This window comes from Stygiolobus sp. CP850M (assembly GCF_037389425.1).
Lineage (GTDB): Archaea > Thermoproteota > Thermoprotei_A > Sulfolobales > Sulfolobaceae > Stygiolobus.
Genome location: NZ_JBBHKR010000078.1, coordinates 39252 through 56761, shown reverse-complemented (window position 1 = coordinate 56761; position 17510 = coordinate 39252). Strand labels below are relative to the sequence as shown.

General features: G+C 38.4%; 19 protein-coding genes and 1 pseudogene. 9 read left to right on the top strand and 11 right to left on the bottom strand.

All coding sequences use genetic code 11. The annotated features are described in order from the left end of the window. Positions 1-59: 59 nt before the first annotated feature. The 5 genes from WIW89_RS10170 to WIW89_RS10150 all read left to right on the top strand — a co-directional run bounded on the left by WIW89_RS10170 (position 60) and on the right by WIW89_RS10150 (position 4119). Positions 60-1811 (top strand): prolyl oligopeptidase family serine peptidase, encoded by a 1752-nt coding sequence (locus WIW89_RS10170; RefSeq protein ID WP_337720675.1) that lies wholly within the window; start codon positions 60-62, stop codon positions 1809-1811. Positions 1812-2152: 341 nt separating this feature from the next. Further along, a complete protein-coding gene (locus WIW89_RS10165; RefSeq protein WP_337720674.1) occupies positions 2153-2428 on the top strand; it encodes a hypothetical protein in 276 nt (91 codons plus the stop codon). A 294-nt stretch (positions 2429-2722) separates the two neighbouring features. Beyond that, positions 2723-2947 (top strand): hypothetical protein, encoded by a 225-nt coding sequence (locus WIW89_RS10160; RefSeq protein ID WP_337709421.1) that lies wholly within the window; start codon positions 2723-2725, stop codon positions 2945-2947. A 300-nt stretch (positions 2948-3247) separates the two neighbouring features. Continuing rightward, positions 3248-3382, top strand: coding sequence for a hypothetical protein (locus tag WIW89_RS10155; protein ID WP_337720673.1), 135 nt, complete (start codon positions 3248-3250; stop codon positions 3380-3382). Positions 3383-3426: 44 nt separating this feature from the next. Beyond that, a complete protein-coding gene (locus WIW89_RS10150) occupies positions 3427-4119 on the top strand; it encodes a carotenoid biosynthesis protein (RefSeq protein WP_337720672.1) in 693 nt (230 codons plus the stop codon). A gap of 351 nt (positions 4120-4470) precedes the next feature. Here the strand turns inward: WIW89_RS10150 and WIW89_RS10145 are convergent, their stop codons facing one another. From WIW89_RS10145 to WIW89_RS10120, 6 genes are all read right to left on the bottom strand, one after another. Further along, positions 4471-5424 (bottom strand): tetratricopeptide repeat protein, encoded by a 954-nt coding sequence (locus tag WIW89_RS10145; RefSeq protein ID WP_337720671.1) that lies wholly within the window; start codon positions 5422-5424, stop codon positions 4471-4473. Between the two features lie 139 nt (positions 5425-5563). Beyond that, positions 5564-6217 (bottom strand): DNA/RNA nuclease SfsA, encoded by a 654-nt coding sequence (gene sfsA / locus WIW89_RS10140; protein WP_337720670.1) that lies wholly within the window; start codon positions 6215-6217, stop codon positions 5564-5566. Between the two features lie 195 nt (positions 6218-6412). Further along, positions 6413-7342 (bottom strand): hypothetical protein, encoded by a 930-nt coding sequence (locus WIW89_RS10135; protein ID WP_337720669.1) that lies wholly within the window; start codon positions 7340-7342, stop codon positions 6413-6415. A gap of 136 nt (positions 7343-7478) precedes the next feature. Then, positions 7479-8141, bottom strand: a complete 663-nt coding sequence (locus WIW89_RS10130; RefSeq protein ID WP_337720668.1) for a Gfo/Idh/MocA family protein — start codon at positions 8139-8141, stop codon at positions 7479-7481. 60 nt (positions 8142-8201) lie between these two features. Further along, positions 8202-8375, bottom strand: a complete 174-nt coding sequence (locus WIW89_RS10125; RefSeq protein ID WP_337720667.1) for a hypothetical protein — start codon at positions 8373-8375, stop codon at positions 8202-8204. A 61-nt stretch (positions 8376-8436) separates the two neighbouring features. Next, positions 8437-8982, bottom strand: coding sequence for a hypothetical protein (locus tag WIW89_RS10120; RefSeq protein ID WP_337720666.1), 546 nt, complete (start codon positions 8980-8982; stop codon positions 8437-8439). Between the two features lie 258 nt (positions 8983-9240). Here WIW89_RS10120 and WIW89_RS10115 point away from each other — a divergent pair. Then, positions 9241-9740 (top strand): annotated as a pseudogene (locus tag WIW89_RS10115) (IS607 family transposase); the annotation flags it as partial. Between the two features lie 21 nt (positions 9741-9761). Beyond that, positions 9762-10862: an MFS transporter gene (locus tag WIW89_RS10110; RefSeq protein ID WP_337720665.1), complete on the top strand. Its 1101-nt coding sequence runs from the start codon at positions 9762-9764 to the stop codon at positions 10860-10862. 273 nt (positions 10863-11135) lie between these two features. On the opposite strand, the gene WIW89_RS10105 is transcribed toward WIW89_RS10110, so the two are convergent. Continuing rightward, positions 11136-11276: a hypothetical protein gene (locus WIW89_RS10105; protein WP_337720664.1), complete on the bottom strand. Its 141-nt coding sequence runs from the start codon at positions 11274-11276 to the stop codon at positions 11136-11138. A 48-nt stretch (positions 11277-11324) separates the two neighbouring features. Here WIW89_RS10105 and WIW89_RS10100 point away from each other — a divergent pair, with 48 nt between their 5' ends. Together WIW89_RS10100 and WIW89_RS10095 are read left to right on the top strand one after the other, a co-directional pair. After that, positions 11325-11504: a hypothetical protein gene (locus WIW89_RS10100; protein ID WP_337720663.1), complete on the top strand. Its 180-nt coding sequence runs from the start codon at positions 11325-11327 to the stop codon at positions 11502-11504. Positions 11505-11749: 245 nt separating this feature from the next. Beyond that, a complete protein-coding gene (locus WIW89_RS10095) occupies positions 11750-13255 on the top strand; it encodes a hypothetical protein (protein WP_337720662.1) in 1506 nt (501 codons plus the stop codon). A 512-nt stretch (positions 13256-13767) separates the two neighbouring features. Here WIW89_RS10095 and WIW89_RS10090 read toward each other — a convergent pair. The 4 genes from WIW89_RS10090 to rfbC form a co-directional block, all read right to left on the bottom strand. Further along, complete coding sequence (locus WIW89_RS10090; protein ID WP_337720685.1) at positions 13768-14730, bottom strand: dTDP-glucose 4,6-dehydratase; 963 nt, start codon at positions 14728-14730, stop codon at positions 13768-13770. Next, positions 14727-15761, bottom strand: coding sequence for a glucose-1-phosphate thymidylyltransferase (locus WIW89_RS10085; protein WP_337720661.1), 1035 nt, complete (start codon positions 15759-15761; stop codon positions 14727-14729). The genes WIW89_RS10090 and WIW89_RS10085 overlap by 4 nt, the downstream gene beginning before the upstream one ends. 1 nt (position 15762) lies before the next feature. Continuing rightward, complete coding sequence (locus tag WIW89_RS10080; protein ID WP_337720660.1) at positions 15763-16587, bottom strand: SDR family oxidoreductase; 825 nt, start codon at positions 16585-16587, stop codon at positions 15763-15765. A gap of 191 nt (positions 16588-16778) precedes the next feature. Beyond that, positions 16779-17309 (bottom strand): dTDP-4-dehydrorhamnose 3,5-epimerase, encoded by a 531-nt coding sequence (gene rfbC / locus WIW89_RS10075; RefSeq protein WP_337720659.1) that lies wholly within the window; start codon positions 17307-17309, stop codon positions 16779-16781. Between the last annotated feature and the right edge of the window lie 201 nt (positions 17310-17510).

The window sequence follows — 17510 nt, the reverse complement described above, 5'->3', positions numbered from 1 at the left end:
TTTCTAGATCCCTAAATTTTCTTGTACAGCTTAATAACCCCATTGAACCAATTCTGTCAATGGAAGACGAGTTCATCTACCTTGAGGACTTAAAAGACGAGAGAACAGTACAGTTCATAAAGGAGGAGACCGAGAGGACTAAATTACTTCTCGGTAAAAGGGCTGATGAACTTTACCCCAAGCTTCTGGAGATTCTCTACGAATCACGCGTCCTCCAGCTTTTCGCCTTCGATGAAAACACACCCGTTATGCTGATTTACGGAAAGAAAAGGTCAGTGAACTTAGGGCGGAAGGAGTTATATGCAGCCCAGAGTGACGAGGTAATACAATATATATGGAAGATAAGGGGCTTCAGGGAACTTGGCATTAGTGTGGGAAAGAAGGGTAGTGACGAGGTTAGGACTTTTATTCTATCAGAAGAAGGTAGGGTTATAAGGGACTTAGGTAACTGGGTCTCACAACCTTTTTACCACGGAAACGAGGTCTGTTACGTCAAGAGCTATAGAAAATCTCCTCCCCCGGACGGTGGAGAGTATCCAACATATAGGGTCTTTTGTGGTGACGATATAGTTTACGGTAAGGAGTTAAAGCCCGGTGAGTTCATATCAATTGACGTGTTCGGAGACGTTATAACCTTAGTGAAAACGAAGGGTTGGAGATACTCAGAACTGTACGTAGGTGAAAGCTTTGATAAGTTGAGGAAGGTAGATGAGGCAGAGTTGATAGACGTAGTTGATTATAAGGACTACATAATATATCGCAAGAACGATAATGTGATCCTGAACGGGGTGACACTAGGCTTTGAAAAACCTATAAACGCTGTGGCAAGCGGTAAAGACTTTATAGCTATATCCTTGATAAAGGACTATAGAACTCCAGTAGAATATTATGACCTCTCGGGTAAAAAGATAGGAGAGGAGCCTCACGATAACGTAATTATGATGGACGGAGGAGGAAGTTCACTTTTCCTACTCGAGACCTCGTTTTCCTTCATTTCTAAGGTGACAAGGAGAAGGATTGAAGGAGGAGTGTTGACTAATAGTGAGACAATTATTGAGACGGGAAAATACGAAGTTGGCGTTAAAGACATATATGTAAAAGGTGATGTACTGCTTCATGGTTTCCTCCTTTATAAACACGAGAAGTCGAAAGGGGTAATCGTTTACGGATACGGGGGTTTTCGTGTTTCTTTATTACCTTTTTCACCGTACCACCTTAGGGTCTTACTGGAGGATGGATACTCTTTTCTTGTCACAAACTTAAGGGGAGGTTATGAAAACGGGGAGGAATGGCATAAGGCAGGGATGCTCTTGAACAAGAAAAACATCTTCAGGGACTTTGAGCATTTCCTGAGCCTGGTCAAACTTGCTGGAGGTAGGACAGTTGCAATGGGAGGGAGCAACGGTGGGTTATTGGTCGGAGCTGTACTTAACGAGACTCCTCAACTAGTGGATTGCGCGGTAATCGGTCATCCGGTTCTAGATATGATGAGATATCATAAAATGTACGTAGGGAAATATTGGATTGAAGAGTACGGGGATCCAGATGACCCTGAGTTCAAGGACTACTTATTATCTTATAGCCCCTACCACAACCTGAAAGGCGGGTTGCCAAAAACCTTCGTTTATACGGGGATAAACGACGATAGGGTTCATCCAGCCCACGCGCTGAAATATGTGGCGAAAGCGAGGAAGTTAGGAAATGACGTGTTACTGTTTGTAAATGATAGCGGTCATTCATTAACTGATCCAGAGACCTTGGCTAAGGAATACAGTTATGTCACAGCTTTCATAGAAGAATGTTTAAGGTGACTCATCAGATAAAAGTCTTTAACGTGAAAATAGTTCAGGCTGGCCTCACGTTAGGTCCTTATCACATGGACTTGGAGAGTTCATTGATGTCGTTTTAGTATCCTATTTACTTATGGGTTAGAGATACAATCCCTTGGTTATTAGGGGAACATAATCGTATGAATTATGCTAAACTTAAACATTGTGTGTAATAGTTAAACTATTTTGGAGTAATTTGATAAAACTTAATTTAACTAATTATTATTATTATTTTATTATATTATTTATTTTTATAATCTTGAAAATGTTTCCAACAAGTAGATTTATTAGTTTCTAAGATAAATTATAGATGGTGGGTTGTTATGAAAGTAGTAGTAGTTCATGAATGGGAAGATAGCCAAAAAGACGCTGTTACAAACTTCTTCGACCAGTTAGTCAAAATGGTTAAGGACAAGAAACTTCCTAAGGGAATGAAGCTTGAAAAAGTAGAAATTTCTCATGAAAATAAGACGGCGATTTGCCAGTGGGATGTCGATAACATGGACATGTTGATGCAGGCTGCAAAGCAGTTTAACATAAGTTGGAGAATTAAAGCCTTTACACCTCAGGTATTATACGAGCACAAAGGAATATTGTAAATGGAATTTTTTTACCTTTTCTTTAACACCATCATCCTTTAGTTACTAGATACATGTAATAAAGTTTTATCGGTGAGTTTCACAATTTAATTAAAATATGAATGGTTTAAGCAAATGATAAAATTCCTTGTATACTATGACGGGGAAGTTATGGAATTCATTCGAGTACACGGACTGTAAGACTGTATCAAACATCCATGAGAGATCTTTTACTTCAACCTTACTGGTTACAACGAAAATGTACAGAAGTTAGGATAAGCTTATTGACTTTTTGAACCCCTGACTCGTTATGCAATGTTAATCTCAGATCATCCACTTCATAAAGAGCTAAGGAGGGTCTCTTCTCCTATCTTTGATCTCGTAATACTCAGAGATCGGAAAATAGTATTACGTGAGATCGTTAAACAATTCTTAAGTAACGTTAAGAATGAGTTTGACGTCATAGGCTTGTTAGCAGTCTCTTCGCCGTTAATTGTTATATCAAAATTGCTAAGAATATCCACATCCCTAGAGAAGTAAGGGCTTCCACTGCGTTCCCTATTTAGTTAGTATTAGTTTAATTTCCGGCTATTATTAGCAATATTATATACTCGCTCTTCTCGACGTCTGATAACTGAGAACTAGCTGTGTCCTAACTAGGGGAGAATCAGAGCGTTCTAAACTTGTTTAGAGAATACTAATGGCAGGTACCTATTCCGTACTCTAAATATCTCCGTGGGTTTTCCTAGACTCAGCATAATTAGGTCTGACCATTCCTTTATTTTATCCACGTATGGGTTAGGGTATCTCGCTCCACCTCAGTAAAAAATAGTAGAAAAGGTGCTAAGATATCCCCCACCGGTTAGGAGGTTCGGAGAGGTTATCGAAAAAGGGAAGGTGAATAACAAGATGTTAAATGGGCATAAAAAGTTAGTAGTGGCGGTTAGATGCTTTTTAAACGACAACTTCAGATAAATTTTAACAAACTCTATATTCCTTTTTACTAACATTATTTTGTTATGGAACGTGATAAACTCATAACCATCTCCTTTATTATACTTCTGGTAGGAATAATTCTTGACGGTATACTATTCATTTTCTTCTCACTATCTCTTGTTTCTCTTATCTTGATTTCATTGCATAGGAGGGATATTTTTAGATTATTCTTTGGAGCCATGTTAATCGGTTTCTCATTCGAAGAATTAGGAATACATACGGGCATACCTTTCGGCCATTACGCTTATAATTTCCCTCCTTACATTTTAGGTGTCCCTATATTCGTAATCCTTGCATGGGGGATAATCAGTTACATATCCTATTTACCGTTAATGGACTTTCCCTTAAAGTATAAGGTCATCTTCTTTTTTCCCTTAATGATGGTTATCATAGACATGTCAGTCGATCCAATAATGGTTACAGCCCATTACTGGACCTGGTATTCCTCGGGATTGGAATGGTACGGAATTCCGGTGACTAACTTCTTAGGGTGGTATATCGTTTCCCTAGTGATCTCGCTAAGCTTCCTGAAAAGCTCTCAGTATACCACGAAAGAATTTCGGTTTATCATAACATACTTTCTCTTCTCTCTAAAGTTTCTGGTTTTCGCTAAGCCCCAGCTGTTTGTGCCTTTACTAGAGGCTACCACTTTAGCCGGTGTTATATCCCTTGTACTATATGTAATAGAGAAAAGAATAGGCGAAAACTTACACTAGTAATTATTGCTCTTAAACACTGTGTCTATCCGTTGTGTAACTTATCCTTAACTTTTAATTATTTCTAATTCCTCCACGGTCACTCCTCCGAAGAAGTTTATTCTAGGGCTATACAGTCTCCTAACAAAGGTATAACACTCTCCTAATAGCGTAAAAATAGTATTAATGCTGTTATAGCTCGTATATCATTATTCCGATTTTTAAGCGATACAAACACATAATAAGCTCCTTTAACGTTTTTCAATATCTAACATACGCGATAAGATCAACGTATTGATAAAAGCTAACTTCGCCTTGGATTATATAATTCAGATAATCCGAAACGTTAAGAAGGAGAGGTCTTACCTAACCTTAGTCAAAAACCTCTTTATCGTGGGTCAATCTATAAACTACTTCGAATTCCCTCTTAGCCTCTTCGTTTTTCCCTAGATGTTCTAACGCTTCCGCCTTCAGCTCATGAGCCTCAAAGTTATTTGGATCCTTTTTTAACACTTGGTCACACTCATCCAACGCTTCTTCGTAAATACCCGTAACTATTAAGAGTTTAGCCTTAGCTAAACGGTACTCTGTCCTACTCGGGTTAAGCCTTATTGCTTTGTTCAATTCGTTAAGTGCGTCGTCACATCTGTGTAACGTCATTAACACTATAGCCTTTTCGTAATGACACTCGTCATTGGAGTCGTTCAAATTACAAGCCTTTTCATACTCTTCCAGAGCCTCCTCATACCACTTTAATTGTGTGTAAATCCTTGCCTTTTCTATATAATAAAATGTGCTCGAAGGGTTGAACGACGAGGCTTTCTCCAGTTCTTCAATAGCTTCCATAAGCCTGTTCTCTTCCTTCAGAATCTCTGCCTTTAAATAATGAATATATTCGTCGTCCTTACCTAGCCTAATTGCCTTCTCTGCCTCAAGTAGTGCGTCTTCATGGTATCCTTCGTCGTTAAGGATTTCTGCTTTTAGGGCGTGATATTCCGGGTTATTATAGTTTAACTTTATAGCCTTCTCCACCTCGTTTAGGGCTTCTTCCTTCCCCATTTTATGAAGACATAAAGCGAATTTGTAGTGAATTTCAGGATCATCAGGAGCTAGCTCCGTTAACTTCTGAGCTTCCTTTACCGCTTCTTCACACAATCCTAACTTAACGTAAATGTCTAAAAGTGATTTTCGGTACTTTACGTTGTTACCATCTAAATTTACGGCTTGCCTCAGGTTTCTCAAAGCTTCGTCAAGGTCTCCAGCTTTCAAGGACGTCATCGCTAGCTTATAAAAGTCCTCAGCCTTCCTTTTGCTTATCCAAAGCACATAATACGATAGGATTCACGAGTTAATAAGGTAAAACCATCTCTTGTCACGACAAGAGAAGCTTGTGTTAAGTTGCCGTTGACAACTTGTTTAAGAGTATTAAATCCTTATTTCTGGTGTTTGTAGTACTAACTATCTCCTAATGGAGAAGGTCTCTACATACTGGGATGTCACCCTTGTAGACGAGGTCTTTACCGTCAAAATGAAAGGTCTTTACCTCGACCTTAACTCCCTTCTTCAATGCTCTTAGAAAAGTTTCAGAAAACTTTTCATCAGTTTCAAAGTTCGGAGAAAAACAAATAGCGTCGCTCCTCATTACCAAGATTAGGATAACGGCATTATGACCTTCCTCCGTTAGCTTTATTAACTCCTCAATGTGTCTTCTACCTCTCTCCGTTGGGGCGTCAGGAAACAATGCAACGCCGTTTTTGACTAAAGTACATCCCTTTACCTCTACAAAAGTATCGTCGTAAGTGAAGTCTAACCTGCTCCCTCCTACCCTAACCTCGCTCTTAACATTAGTAGGGAGGAATTTTCTGGCTACCTCGCTGTGAATACTGGAGTCTGTGATGACCCATTCCTTCCCGCTCCAAGCTGCTGTCACCTGACAGTCTGTCTTCCTATTACCCTTAGCCTCTCTTATAAGGATTCTATTACCCGGGTAAATTAACTCCTTTAACCTACCGGGATCGTGGAGATGACACCTTCTTCCCGAGGCTGTTATCACTGTAAAGCGGTTAGGTCTCTCCTTTACCACTTCCTCCTTTAAAGGTGGAAAAGTGTAAACGATCACTAACGAGTGAATTGTTGTCTCCTTTTAAAGTTTTTATTATATACATCTTCCCGTAGAATTCACGGAGTAAATCATCATGCGTAAGTTTTTAGATAAAAATTTTACAAAACAGTTTTTCGCTCTAGATTAAAAGTATAGGAAGGAAATGTGAGTATAATGAGAAAAGTCAATGAGGACTACTTGGAAAAACTTCTCTTATCGTCTCTTAAGATACCTTGAGGAGAGTCCGGTCTTCAGAGTGGTTAAAGAAAAGTTATCCTTAACTAAGTAAAGAAAAGAAAGCAACGAAATCGCCCAAACTATTCCGGAGAGTTCGATATTGATTCCCCTGATCAGGTAAGAAAGGAAAGAAGTCAAAACGGGAAACCACACGTAATCGTAATTATATTTACTCGTTGAGTACACTATGCACGAAAAGAAGAGGGGGGCCATAACGCCTAAGAAGAAGGAGTGTAGAGTGTCCCCCAGAAACAACGCTATTAGAGGGGTTACGAAGACTGAGAAAAGGGTAACAGAGGCACTCAGATTCATTTTATACCTTGTCCTAACAATCATTAGCAAATATAAAACTCCCACAAAGTAGTATAAAGGTCGAATAATTACCGAAAGTATCAAGAAGAACAAAAGGGGTAATTGGTCTCTACCGAAAACCGGTCTAGTCCTCAAAGTAGCCGTGAAAACACCGATATTTACACCTAACGAGTAGGTGAGTAGAGGGAGTATTAACACCCAAAATTGGGGGTATAAAGACCAAGCTACTACAGACAAGAAGGGAGAGGAAAGGACGAGAAGGTTCACCGGGAATTTACCACCGTAAGTCATTACATCTTTTAGTGCCCACATTTCCGTCACAGTAAGGCTGATTGACGCTAGTACCTGAAAATAGGAGATCGGGATCGACAAAAGAATTAAAGTTAGTATTTGTAGGGCAAAATACTTAGTTGCAGGAAAGAAGAGCCTTTGGATCATGCCGAAAAATAACGAGTAAGCTCCCAAAAGCATGAAATAGGGGTGATCAGAAGGGTTAGCCGTCAGAGAAAAACCTCCTATAGTCCAGTAGATCACGGCGAGGATCATGTAAGGGACGTTTACTCCCCAAGGCTTAATTTCCTTAATATTACCCACAAATAATGGAGTTACGACATGGTAATAAAAGTTTATCGAGAGGACAAGGACGGTAACTATTTCTTTATTTCTCCGCAACTTCTATATATGTCCCTCACAGCCTTTAAGTCTCTTAGCGCTATCATGGGATCCATCACTACTTCACTATCTCTTTCACCGCGTTAATAAAACCCCTCATCTCCTCCTTAACCGCGTTTACTTTCTCGGTCGAGATAACTTGGATGTCACCGTTCTTCCACTCCACGATTAAATCACCGTAAGGTTTGATCCTAACCCTGCTTCTGTAATCCTCTTTAATAGTTCCGTTTTTGCCATATATCTCGAAGTGGGGGAATTCGCACCTCGACTGCGAAGCCCAAGAGTAGACTAAGTTCCCCACAGCCCCGTTCTTAAATTTAAACACGGCAACCGTAGTATCTTCTCCCTCAAGTCCAGAAAATGTTGAATTACACAATGCATTAACACTCGTGTAGTCTCCCCCTAGGTTCAACAACGTGTCTACGAAATGTATACCTCCGTCAATCAGTGCTCCACCTCCCATCAAATCCTTTACTCTCCTCCACCCCTGAGGCGAATTAAACCTCGTGTTCCTCAACAAGATTAGCGAAATACCTCCCATCATTTCCATTAGCTCCTTTGCCTTCCAGACTGACGGATCAAAGTAGTGGTTCTCTAGCACCATGAACTTTACCCCAGTTGTCTTTGCTGTCTCAATTAACCTTATCGCCTCTTCCTCATTCCTGGCGATAGGTTTCTCTAACATAACATGCTTCTTACTCCTCGTAGCTGAGACTCCCATAGGTTCGTGAGCGTCATGACTTACAACTAAGTCTACAATGTCTACATTGGATTTCAGGACTTATTCGTAGCTTGTGAAATAGCCTTCAGCGTCGAACTCCTTGTAACACTCTTTTGCGTACTTCTCAGTCCTGCTGAAAACGTACACTTCAAGTTCACGGTCTCTTCTCAACTCAGATAGAGCGTTTAAGTGGACTCTGCCGAAACCTCTACACCCGACTACGGCTATTTTCATAGATAAGTATTCAACAACGTCTTATTTAGCCTTAGCCGAAAAGGGAGTGAACATATTTAGTTCAATGTTTCAGGATGAGAGCCGTTCCCACAAACATTAATATTAAGGATGTGTAAAATAACGGCTTCCACTTAGTAACGGTTTTAGGAGCCCTCAAACTCAACGTATATTTGCTTATTACTTCAGAAATCCACTTCTTGTTCCCTGCATCGTAAATGTGGATCTTAGGGTATATTTCTTTATAAATATCGAAGACTTCGTATAGAGAGGGTAGGGTAGAGTGATGTAGATGTTCGAGGAAATCCCTGCTTATCTCAAAGTGGGCATCAATAAATCCGTCGGAAAAAATTCTAACATGAAGCTCCCAAATCTTCAGGAGCTTTTTCGACAAGGAGTATTTCTCGCCCTTGTGAAAAGTGAGCCTTAAATCCTTAAACCCGTGATTTCTCAGAACTTCTGTCACATTATCGATGAGATAAGGAGGAACAAAAAGTCTCAAATTACCCTCCTTTTGTACGTATTTCCTCGGCAATACCGACTTTTTTCTATCGTGATACGTTACTTCTGCAGGGAGTGAAGTAATGAGTGTTCCGTGATTTACTTCCACGAGATATTTTTCTCTTTCGGTGTATTAAAATGTTTAATCTGAGAACCCACGTGTTAACTTCGCTTAACTATATTTTATCTAGTATGATCTCGTTAACAACCATATTATAGCGGAATCGTCACTTTAATAGTCTCTAAAGGTCACTAGAAGAGAGATGATTCTACATTCAAATGCAGAACCAGCTGCTCAAGGTCATTAACTCATTTCATATTAACGGAATTGTCGAATGGGGCTGAATCCTTTCTTACGTTAACAGAGATCTTTTTATATTTATTATCAACCAATTTTGTTGAGAGACTACTGAGGCCTAAGGAGGCTTGCCAACTGCTCAGCATTTCATACTCAACTCTCCTACGGTGGATTAGAGAAGGGAAGATAAGGGCGGTAACGACTGAAGGAGGGAAGTATAGGATACCTTACAGCGAGATTAAGAAGTACTTAGAAAGGAGGGAGGAAATAAGAGCAGTAATTTACGCTAGGGTGTCCTCGGCTGACCAGAAAGAGGATTTGGAAAGACAAATAAACTACCTAACAAATTACGCAACGGCAAAAGGTCACAAGGTAGTTGAAGTAGTGAAAGATATTGCAAGCGGGTTAACACACAAAGAAAAGGATTGTTAAGGTTATTCAAACTTGTTGAGGGAAGGAGTGTCGACATCGTATTAATAACATACAAAGACAGACTTACAAGATTTGGATTTGAATACCTTGAGGAGTTCTTCTCGACCATGGGAGTTAAGATTAAATTAGTTTTCGGAATATTTAATTGACAGTAAAAGATGGATGTAAAAGCCAAAAATTATATTGCAATATCTACGTTACTTTATTTCATTACTCAGTATTTAGGTCCTTACTATCCGATTTATTTAATAGATCAAGGTATTTCTTTGTACACACTTTCAACTTTCAGATCAATACAATTAATTAGTAATACTTTTTCAAGATTGCTTATAGGATTTATATCATACAAACATAATAAACTTTTATTAATTAGTTTGGGTATTTTACTTAATGCATTAGGTTTTTCGCTATTACTCATGTATCCTTCTCTATTTTCATTCATTCTAATCGGAACCGGTGACGCATTGATTTCCATATACCTATTTGTATATATAAGTGAAGCTGAAATAAAAGAAAGAGACAAAGCATTCCACTTAAGTAGAGTTTTCAGTTCTATTGCTGGAGTTCTGGCAGGAATGGTTGGATCATTTGTTTCATCGCCATTGACAATAATACTGTCAGCTTCTATTGTGCTGTATTTAACTTCACTAACTCTAACTTTATATTCTAGAAATCAAGAAAAAATAATTAATACTTATAATACCATTAATATATTAAATATTGAAAAATTAAAAGAAAATATATTTTCAATTTTTTCTCGAAATGTTATCTTATATATTTTTATAAATATACTAATTTATTTTTCTTTTAATTATTTTATATATACTTGGCCGATATTTATGAAGAATTTGGGATTTCATGAGAAGGATTTAGGTTTATTTCTCTCTATTATGATTATAATATTAAATTCGGGTACTTTATTCTCTTACAAAATTAATCTAGATACTAAAAATAAATTATATATAGCTTTTTCCATACTCGCAATATCCTTTATCCTTATTGTTAATGGTATTTTCATAGGAGTCTTATTTTTTGAATTTGCATGGGGAATTATATCACCAAATTTGAACTTACTAGCATCAATTATAATTCGAAGTGATTATAGGCTACCCATATTGTCTATTTCATCATTCATATATAATTCAGCTATTTCACTACTACTTTTATTATTGGGCTCCTCTAATAGCCTTATCTTACCTTATTTCATATCCTTTATTTTTTCTTTAGTTTCAATAGTTTGTCTTATTTTTATAAAATAAAAGCTAATATTAATTAGTGCTCACTATAGTACTGTCTTCATTACTGTAATTATACATTACTATTTAGATTTCATAAGTATTTGATATCAATACTCAGATCTTAAGCTTCATGGAGTCACAGAGTATTGTCGTGTTGATATCTCTTTTTAATTTATTATTGTCTGGAATAATAACATTCATACGTTAGCGTTAAGTAAGGTAATAGTTGCTTTTTAATAGGAGCTATGACGTTATTTAGAAACTTTTTGGAATCCTTAGGCTAAAGAGTTATGATTAACTGTTAGTATTTAAAATTTTTATTAATTTTAAAATATTATTCCTTAAAATATCTTCGTTAGATTCAAAACACTGAGCTGCATCCTTTGCGTTTATTAATAAATCATGACCTTTATATTGGGGTGAATCCTTTTTCACGTTGATAGAAATTTTTATCTGTTTATAAAAAATTTTTGTTGATAAATAATGATCTCTCACACTGATGTGGACTATGTCCAAAAGGGTGAGGGAGATTACGGAGATGTGAGCCCCGTGCCGTTGGGCTCGAAGGAGTCCCATGACCCACCTACAGTAAGTAGGTGGTTGAGGGCTAAGTCCCTATACTCGATCATGAATAATCATAAAATGATTGAAATGAAAATGTAGGGACAAACGGGAGCTAAGTTAGTAAGTATTTCTCTGAACTCCCAGCTCCTTTCTCGCTTACTAGAGAATGTGATTGTCGACGTAATTAAGATTTAATTATAGTAGCAATACATTATAACTTTCTATATAAAGACTCAGTTTAGTTAGTTCTTTCTTATTTTCCTCTACCTTACTAAACGTATTGTATTACTGGTTTTCTATTTACTACGAGAAAATTTTTAGCTAGGAGCTCCAAGTATCGTTTAATGAACGGAAAGAAAAGATTCGCTTCGTCTCTTTTACTCGTCCTATTTTTAATACCAATATTCTCACTAGTTCCTACAGCACAGACCCCTAAACACATAGTTATGTACCAACAGTACTTGTCAAGGCTAATGATAACTCGTTCAGGGATAACCTACGATTACTCTTACACTGTATATAACACGACTAATGAACAACAGTCTACAATTTCTTATACCCTTTTCCACTATATTGTGGAGACCGGCAACCTACAAGCCTATACCGGAAATATAGTGGTGACGGTCTCACCGTTCTCCGTTACTATTACCTCCCAAATACCACAATTGGCAAGAGTCCTCTTAATTGAGCCTAACGTAATAAAAGAAGTGGTGTGGGCGGGCTTCCTTAATACTACCGGCACTATCTCTGGTTTAGCCTATTTCAACTCCAGTGCAGAACTAATTCTACAGTTCCTCAACGGTAGCAGTTTTGCCAACGTGACTTTAACGATCTCCCATAAGAACTCGCAATATACTTTGAGCGAGAGTTTACCGTTAGTGAAAGTGACTTTGCAGAAAACAAGTGAAGCTTCGTTCACACTAACTGTGAGTTCGGCCACCCCAGAGAGGTATCAAAAATTCCAGTTTGAGTCTCAGGGAGTACAAGCTGAGGCACCATATAACGTGACAGTAGCATATTATAATGGCACTTATGTTCCCGCGATGATCTGGGAGGGAGAGGGTCAGGGTTCTCTCTCATTACCATCCTTACAAGCTGAAAGAAATGTGGAATTCAGTGCAATAGAATTCTTCGGCATTAACGGTAGCATAGTAGCGTATGTAGAGAACGCGTTCAGCTCAAGCTACTTATCCCATCAGGGTTTCATCTTTAATGTGACGCTAAACCAAGTTGAGTCCCACATAAGGGTAGTAATAAATGAAGGGGTGCCTTATGCCGAGGCAAAGACGATGAGTATGGTTAACATTAACGGTAATATAGCCCTAGTGGGTATAACTAACAACGGAGTGGAAAGTACTGCTAATGTAAACTTCTATCACCCTGTGTACATTGTTTATCCTGCCTCACTGGTTTACGTAAACGTTAGCGACTCAGGAGAGTACGTGATCATATATCCCAACAGCTCTTACGTATCTGTAAGTGTTGTAACTCCACAATTTGTCGGTGTAAGTAATGTGACGATCGGAGGTAAGTCCTATACAGCCCAAGTAGTCAATGTCAGCGGGAGTGGATACATAATGTTTAACGTTAGTTTGTTACACAACGAGAGTTTTGCAGTGTTCAAGCAGAGTGCAAACGGTATTGTTCAGCTTAATCCTAAAGACTACTTCGTTTATCAGGGTAAAGTAGTGGTCGTAGACGATCCATCTACGACATATTATGTAGTTTACGGTTATACTAACGCAAGTTCGGGCGTAATATCGAGTTATATAATTCCATTTATAATTGTGGGAATTATAGTCGTGTTAGTGGTAGTAGGAGCAGTTCTATTACTGTTGAAGAGGAAATGAAGTAAAGACATTTTCTTAAGTATTCTATAGTTCTATTTGCCATTGTTAGGCATTAATATATTAAAATTTTTAAATCTAGTTTATTCAGCTTATATTTTACCTAGACATAAACGATATTAGGCCTAAAGGTAAAGATTTTTAATTCTAGAAAATAAAACAGAATTTACAAATGATTTATTAAGTAATAATGGTATTTTACAGCCATGAAAGGCCATTATATGTATCCAGACATAAGGGGTAACCTATTATCCTTCACTTCAGATGATGATATATGGGTTCTAGATTTAATCGACAATAGAATAAGATGAAGATTCTTAATCATTAAAATGTTATATTAAATGATATTTGAGGAATTGCAGAAGTGGAAGAAAGTGTTGTAGAAGTCTAAATATGACATCAAGATAGACTTAGAGATAATCAGGGAGGTTGCCAAGAAGGCTAAAAATTAATATAAGATGTACAGTGTGGTAGGTGCTATCTAAAACTCTACTTCCCTTAAACTACCTAAATGTTTACTTACCCTTTACTGCTAACCACGGCTCATCTTCTACGAAGAACTTATCCGTAATTAACGGCTCCCACCACCATCTGTTATTTAAATACCACTTGTAAGTTTTTCTCAGTCCTTCTTTGAAGGGTGTTACTTCATACTTCATCCTTGTTATCATACAATACCTTCTGTCGTGACCAGGTCTATCTGAGACGAATTTTATTCTAACCTCTTTGCCACTCACTTCCTCCAACATCTTCAGTATCTCGAGCACGTTATATCTCTGTCCACCCGGGATGTTATAAGCTTCTCCTTTCCACTCCGCTTTTCTCATCACGTCGAAAACTATCCTAGCAGTGTCCTCTACGAATATCCAGTCCCTTTCAGCTTTGCCATCACCGTACACCGGCACATGCATCCCTAGCAGTGTCCTGATTATAGCCTTAGGTATTAACTTTTCAGGGAACTGCCTAGGACCATAGTTATTAGACGGTCTCACTAAAATCGCGTTAATGCCGTAAGTTCTTACGTAAGCCTTTACGAATAGGTCAGCTGATGCTTTAGAGGCACTATAAGGCGATGATGGCCTTAAAGGTGAGTTCTCATCTCCGCACTCCTCGCCGTAGACTTCGTCTGTTGAAATGTGGATGTATTTAAAACCGAACTTCCTTGAAGCCTCAAGTAGGTTTACGGCACCAAGCACGTTAGTGGTTATGAAATCTTGGGGTTTGTAAATCGATCTATCTACATGAGTCTCAGCTGCGAAATTTATCACCACATCAGGAGAATAGTCTTTAATTATATCGTGTATTTGCTCGCTCCTTACGTCAGCTTGGATAAAATCGTGGTCTGTCTCTTTAAGGTTTTCCTTTCTCCCAGCGTAGGTTAATAGGTCGACTACAAGGGGTCTTATCCCCCTCTTGTTTAACTCCCTCACGAAAGCAGAACCTATGAATCCCGCTCCCCCAACTACGATGATTTTCATAGTATCACCGAAGAGTTCTCGCCTATAATTAATTTTTGCCACCTTCCACCCTTTTCAACAGTAGCGTTATTTCCTATTAAAGAGTCCATTAGTGTCACTCCCCTTATCTTAACGCGGTCAAGGATTACACTGTACTCTATCTCACTGTCTGTTATTTCGCTCTGCTCGCCAACAGAAGTGAAAGGTCCTACATAGGAGTTGACAATTTTCGTGTCCCTTCCTACGTAAGTCGGCCCTCTTACCACAGAGTTCTTTATTACAGCTCCTTTCTCGATTATTACTCTGCCGTCAATTGTAGAGTTCTCTATTACACCTTCAACCTTCCTTTCAGCGTATCTATCTAACAAGAATGCGTTGGCCTCTAAGATATCCCTTGGAGTTCCCGTGTCCTTCCACCAACCCTGAACTATTTCGTAATCCACTTCCCTACCTCTGTCTATTAGTCCTTGTAATGCATCTGTTATCTCAAGTTCGCCTCTCCAGCTTGGTTTTAACGATTCAATAACATCAAAGATCTCCCTCGTGAACCCGTAAACACCTACTAAGGCTAAGTCAGAAATCGGTTCTTTAGGCTTCTCGACTAGTTTTATGATCCTCCCGTCCTTTATCACGGCTACTCCAAACCTGTTAGGGTTATCAACCTTAGCGAGTAGGATTGAAGCCGAGCCTTTAAAAGAGGAGAACTTACTCAGATCGTAAGGAACTACGTTGTCCCCTAAGTAAACTAAGAACCTATCCGACACTACGTCCTTCACTTTATAAACAGCATCAGCTAGTCCTCTAGCTTTACCTTGGTAAACGTAAGTTATCCTCACTCCGAACCTACTACCGTCTCCGTAATAGTCTACAACACGTGTGGGCGTGTTATCACCTAAGATAATTATTACGTCCTTTATCCCAGCGTCTCTGATCTGTTCTAAAACCCACTGTGAAACCGGTTTCCCTGCTACTTTTATCAACTGCTTCGGACCGGTGTGGGTTAACGGTCTAAGTCTTGTCCCTTGTCCTCCGTGTAGAATTACTGCCTCCATTTCATACCACCATACCGTTTAGGTCTAAACTGTAAAAATCAACGGATAAGAACTTCCTAGCCCTCGAGGAGTCTAAAGAGGAGTCGAAGGGTCTCTTAGCTACCCACCCTTTAACCTCATCTACTTCCCTCACTTCTCCTGACAAATTGAACTTTTCTTTAATCTTTAATGCTAACTCATAACGTGATATCCTCTCGCTTGCAACATTTAGTAAACCGGTTTTTCTAAGGGTTAACAACTCTTCTATAGCTGAAGCGAGTTTCCTCGCGGAAATAGGCGAGTAATAACCTTTATATGCGAAGATTGTCTTTCCCTCTTTCAATGTCTTATACACGTAGACTGGAAATCCCTTGTGCCTGAACACTCCAGAAGTCCTTATAACAAGGCTGTCGTCATATGATAAAGCAAAGGTCTCTCCTAATAGCTTAGTGAGTCCATAGTAGTTTATCGGGTTGGGTAAGTCCTCTTCTTTGTAGTTGCCCTTTATTCCGTCAAAAATGTAGTCCGTGCTGATGTGAATAAAGTAAGCATCTATAACCCTACTTGCCCTCACCATGTGCCTTACTGCTTCAGCGTTTATTTTATACGCCTTCTCTCTTTCCGTTTCGCACTTGTCTACGTCAGTCATAGCTGCAGTGTTTATTATAACTTCGGGTCTGGTCTTGATTATAAAATCTTCCAGATGTGTAAAATCGGTTATATCCATCTTATAACCGTCAGGGATTTCTGATGAGTTGTACAACTTGATGACTTGGTGTTTTTTAGAAAGTAATTTATCTATTTCAACGCCTAACTGACCTGAGGCTCCTATTAGTAATACCCGCATTGTACTTATTATTCAATAGAAATTATAAATCTTTTTTCACAACTGATGAAATAGAAAAAATGATCTTGTAGAATAATTAATAAAGTGCTAAATAAAATTGATTATAAGGAAAATTAATTAAACTGTGAAAATGATAGGAGACCCTTATGTATCTTTTTATTTATAATAAATTAACAAGAACACTGGAGAGTTTAAGAGAACACTTCAGCCTTATCAAGAGGAGGACATTGTCTGTCCTTATCACTTATTATAAACTCTTTTATTGCCCAGTCAATATACGAATAGTTAATGCATCTCTCATGTTGAGGTGAATAATCGTTATGAGTAACGAAGTAAACAACTAGAGAGTCCTCGAGCGCCTGAAAACCGTGGGCAAACCCCGGAGGAATCCATAGCATGTAGTGGTTTGACTCGCTTAATTCTGCACTTATATACTTTCCAAAAGTTGAGGAAGACCTTCTGATATCAACTGCGACATCCAATATTTTCCCTTTAGGGACGAACACAATTTTTCCTTGTTCCTTTGGTGTTATCTGATAATGTAAACCCCTCACTACTCCTCTGACTGAGAAGGACATGTTAACTTGGAGGGGTATCGGAATGTTATGTTTACTGAAATCTGTAGACTTAAACACTTCAAGGAAGAACCCTCTTTTGTCAGGAAAGACCTTTGGCTTTATTAAGAGTACTCCTATACCAAGGTCTTCAAAATCAAAAGGCATGATTTGAAATTAACTTTCGTATATATAAAAGGATTTTAATAAAAAGTAGCCTCACATATAACTCGTTTTTTTAAGTCTCTCTTTGCAATTTACGATGCTAACTCCAAACTTAATCAATGATACCGTGTAAAGTCAATAAACCCGTTACGTTCGCCTCAGGTTGAACTCTTAGGCACTGATGTAGCTTTAATGCCTACTCTA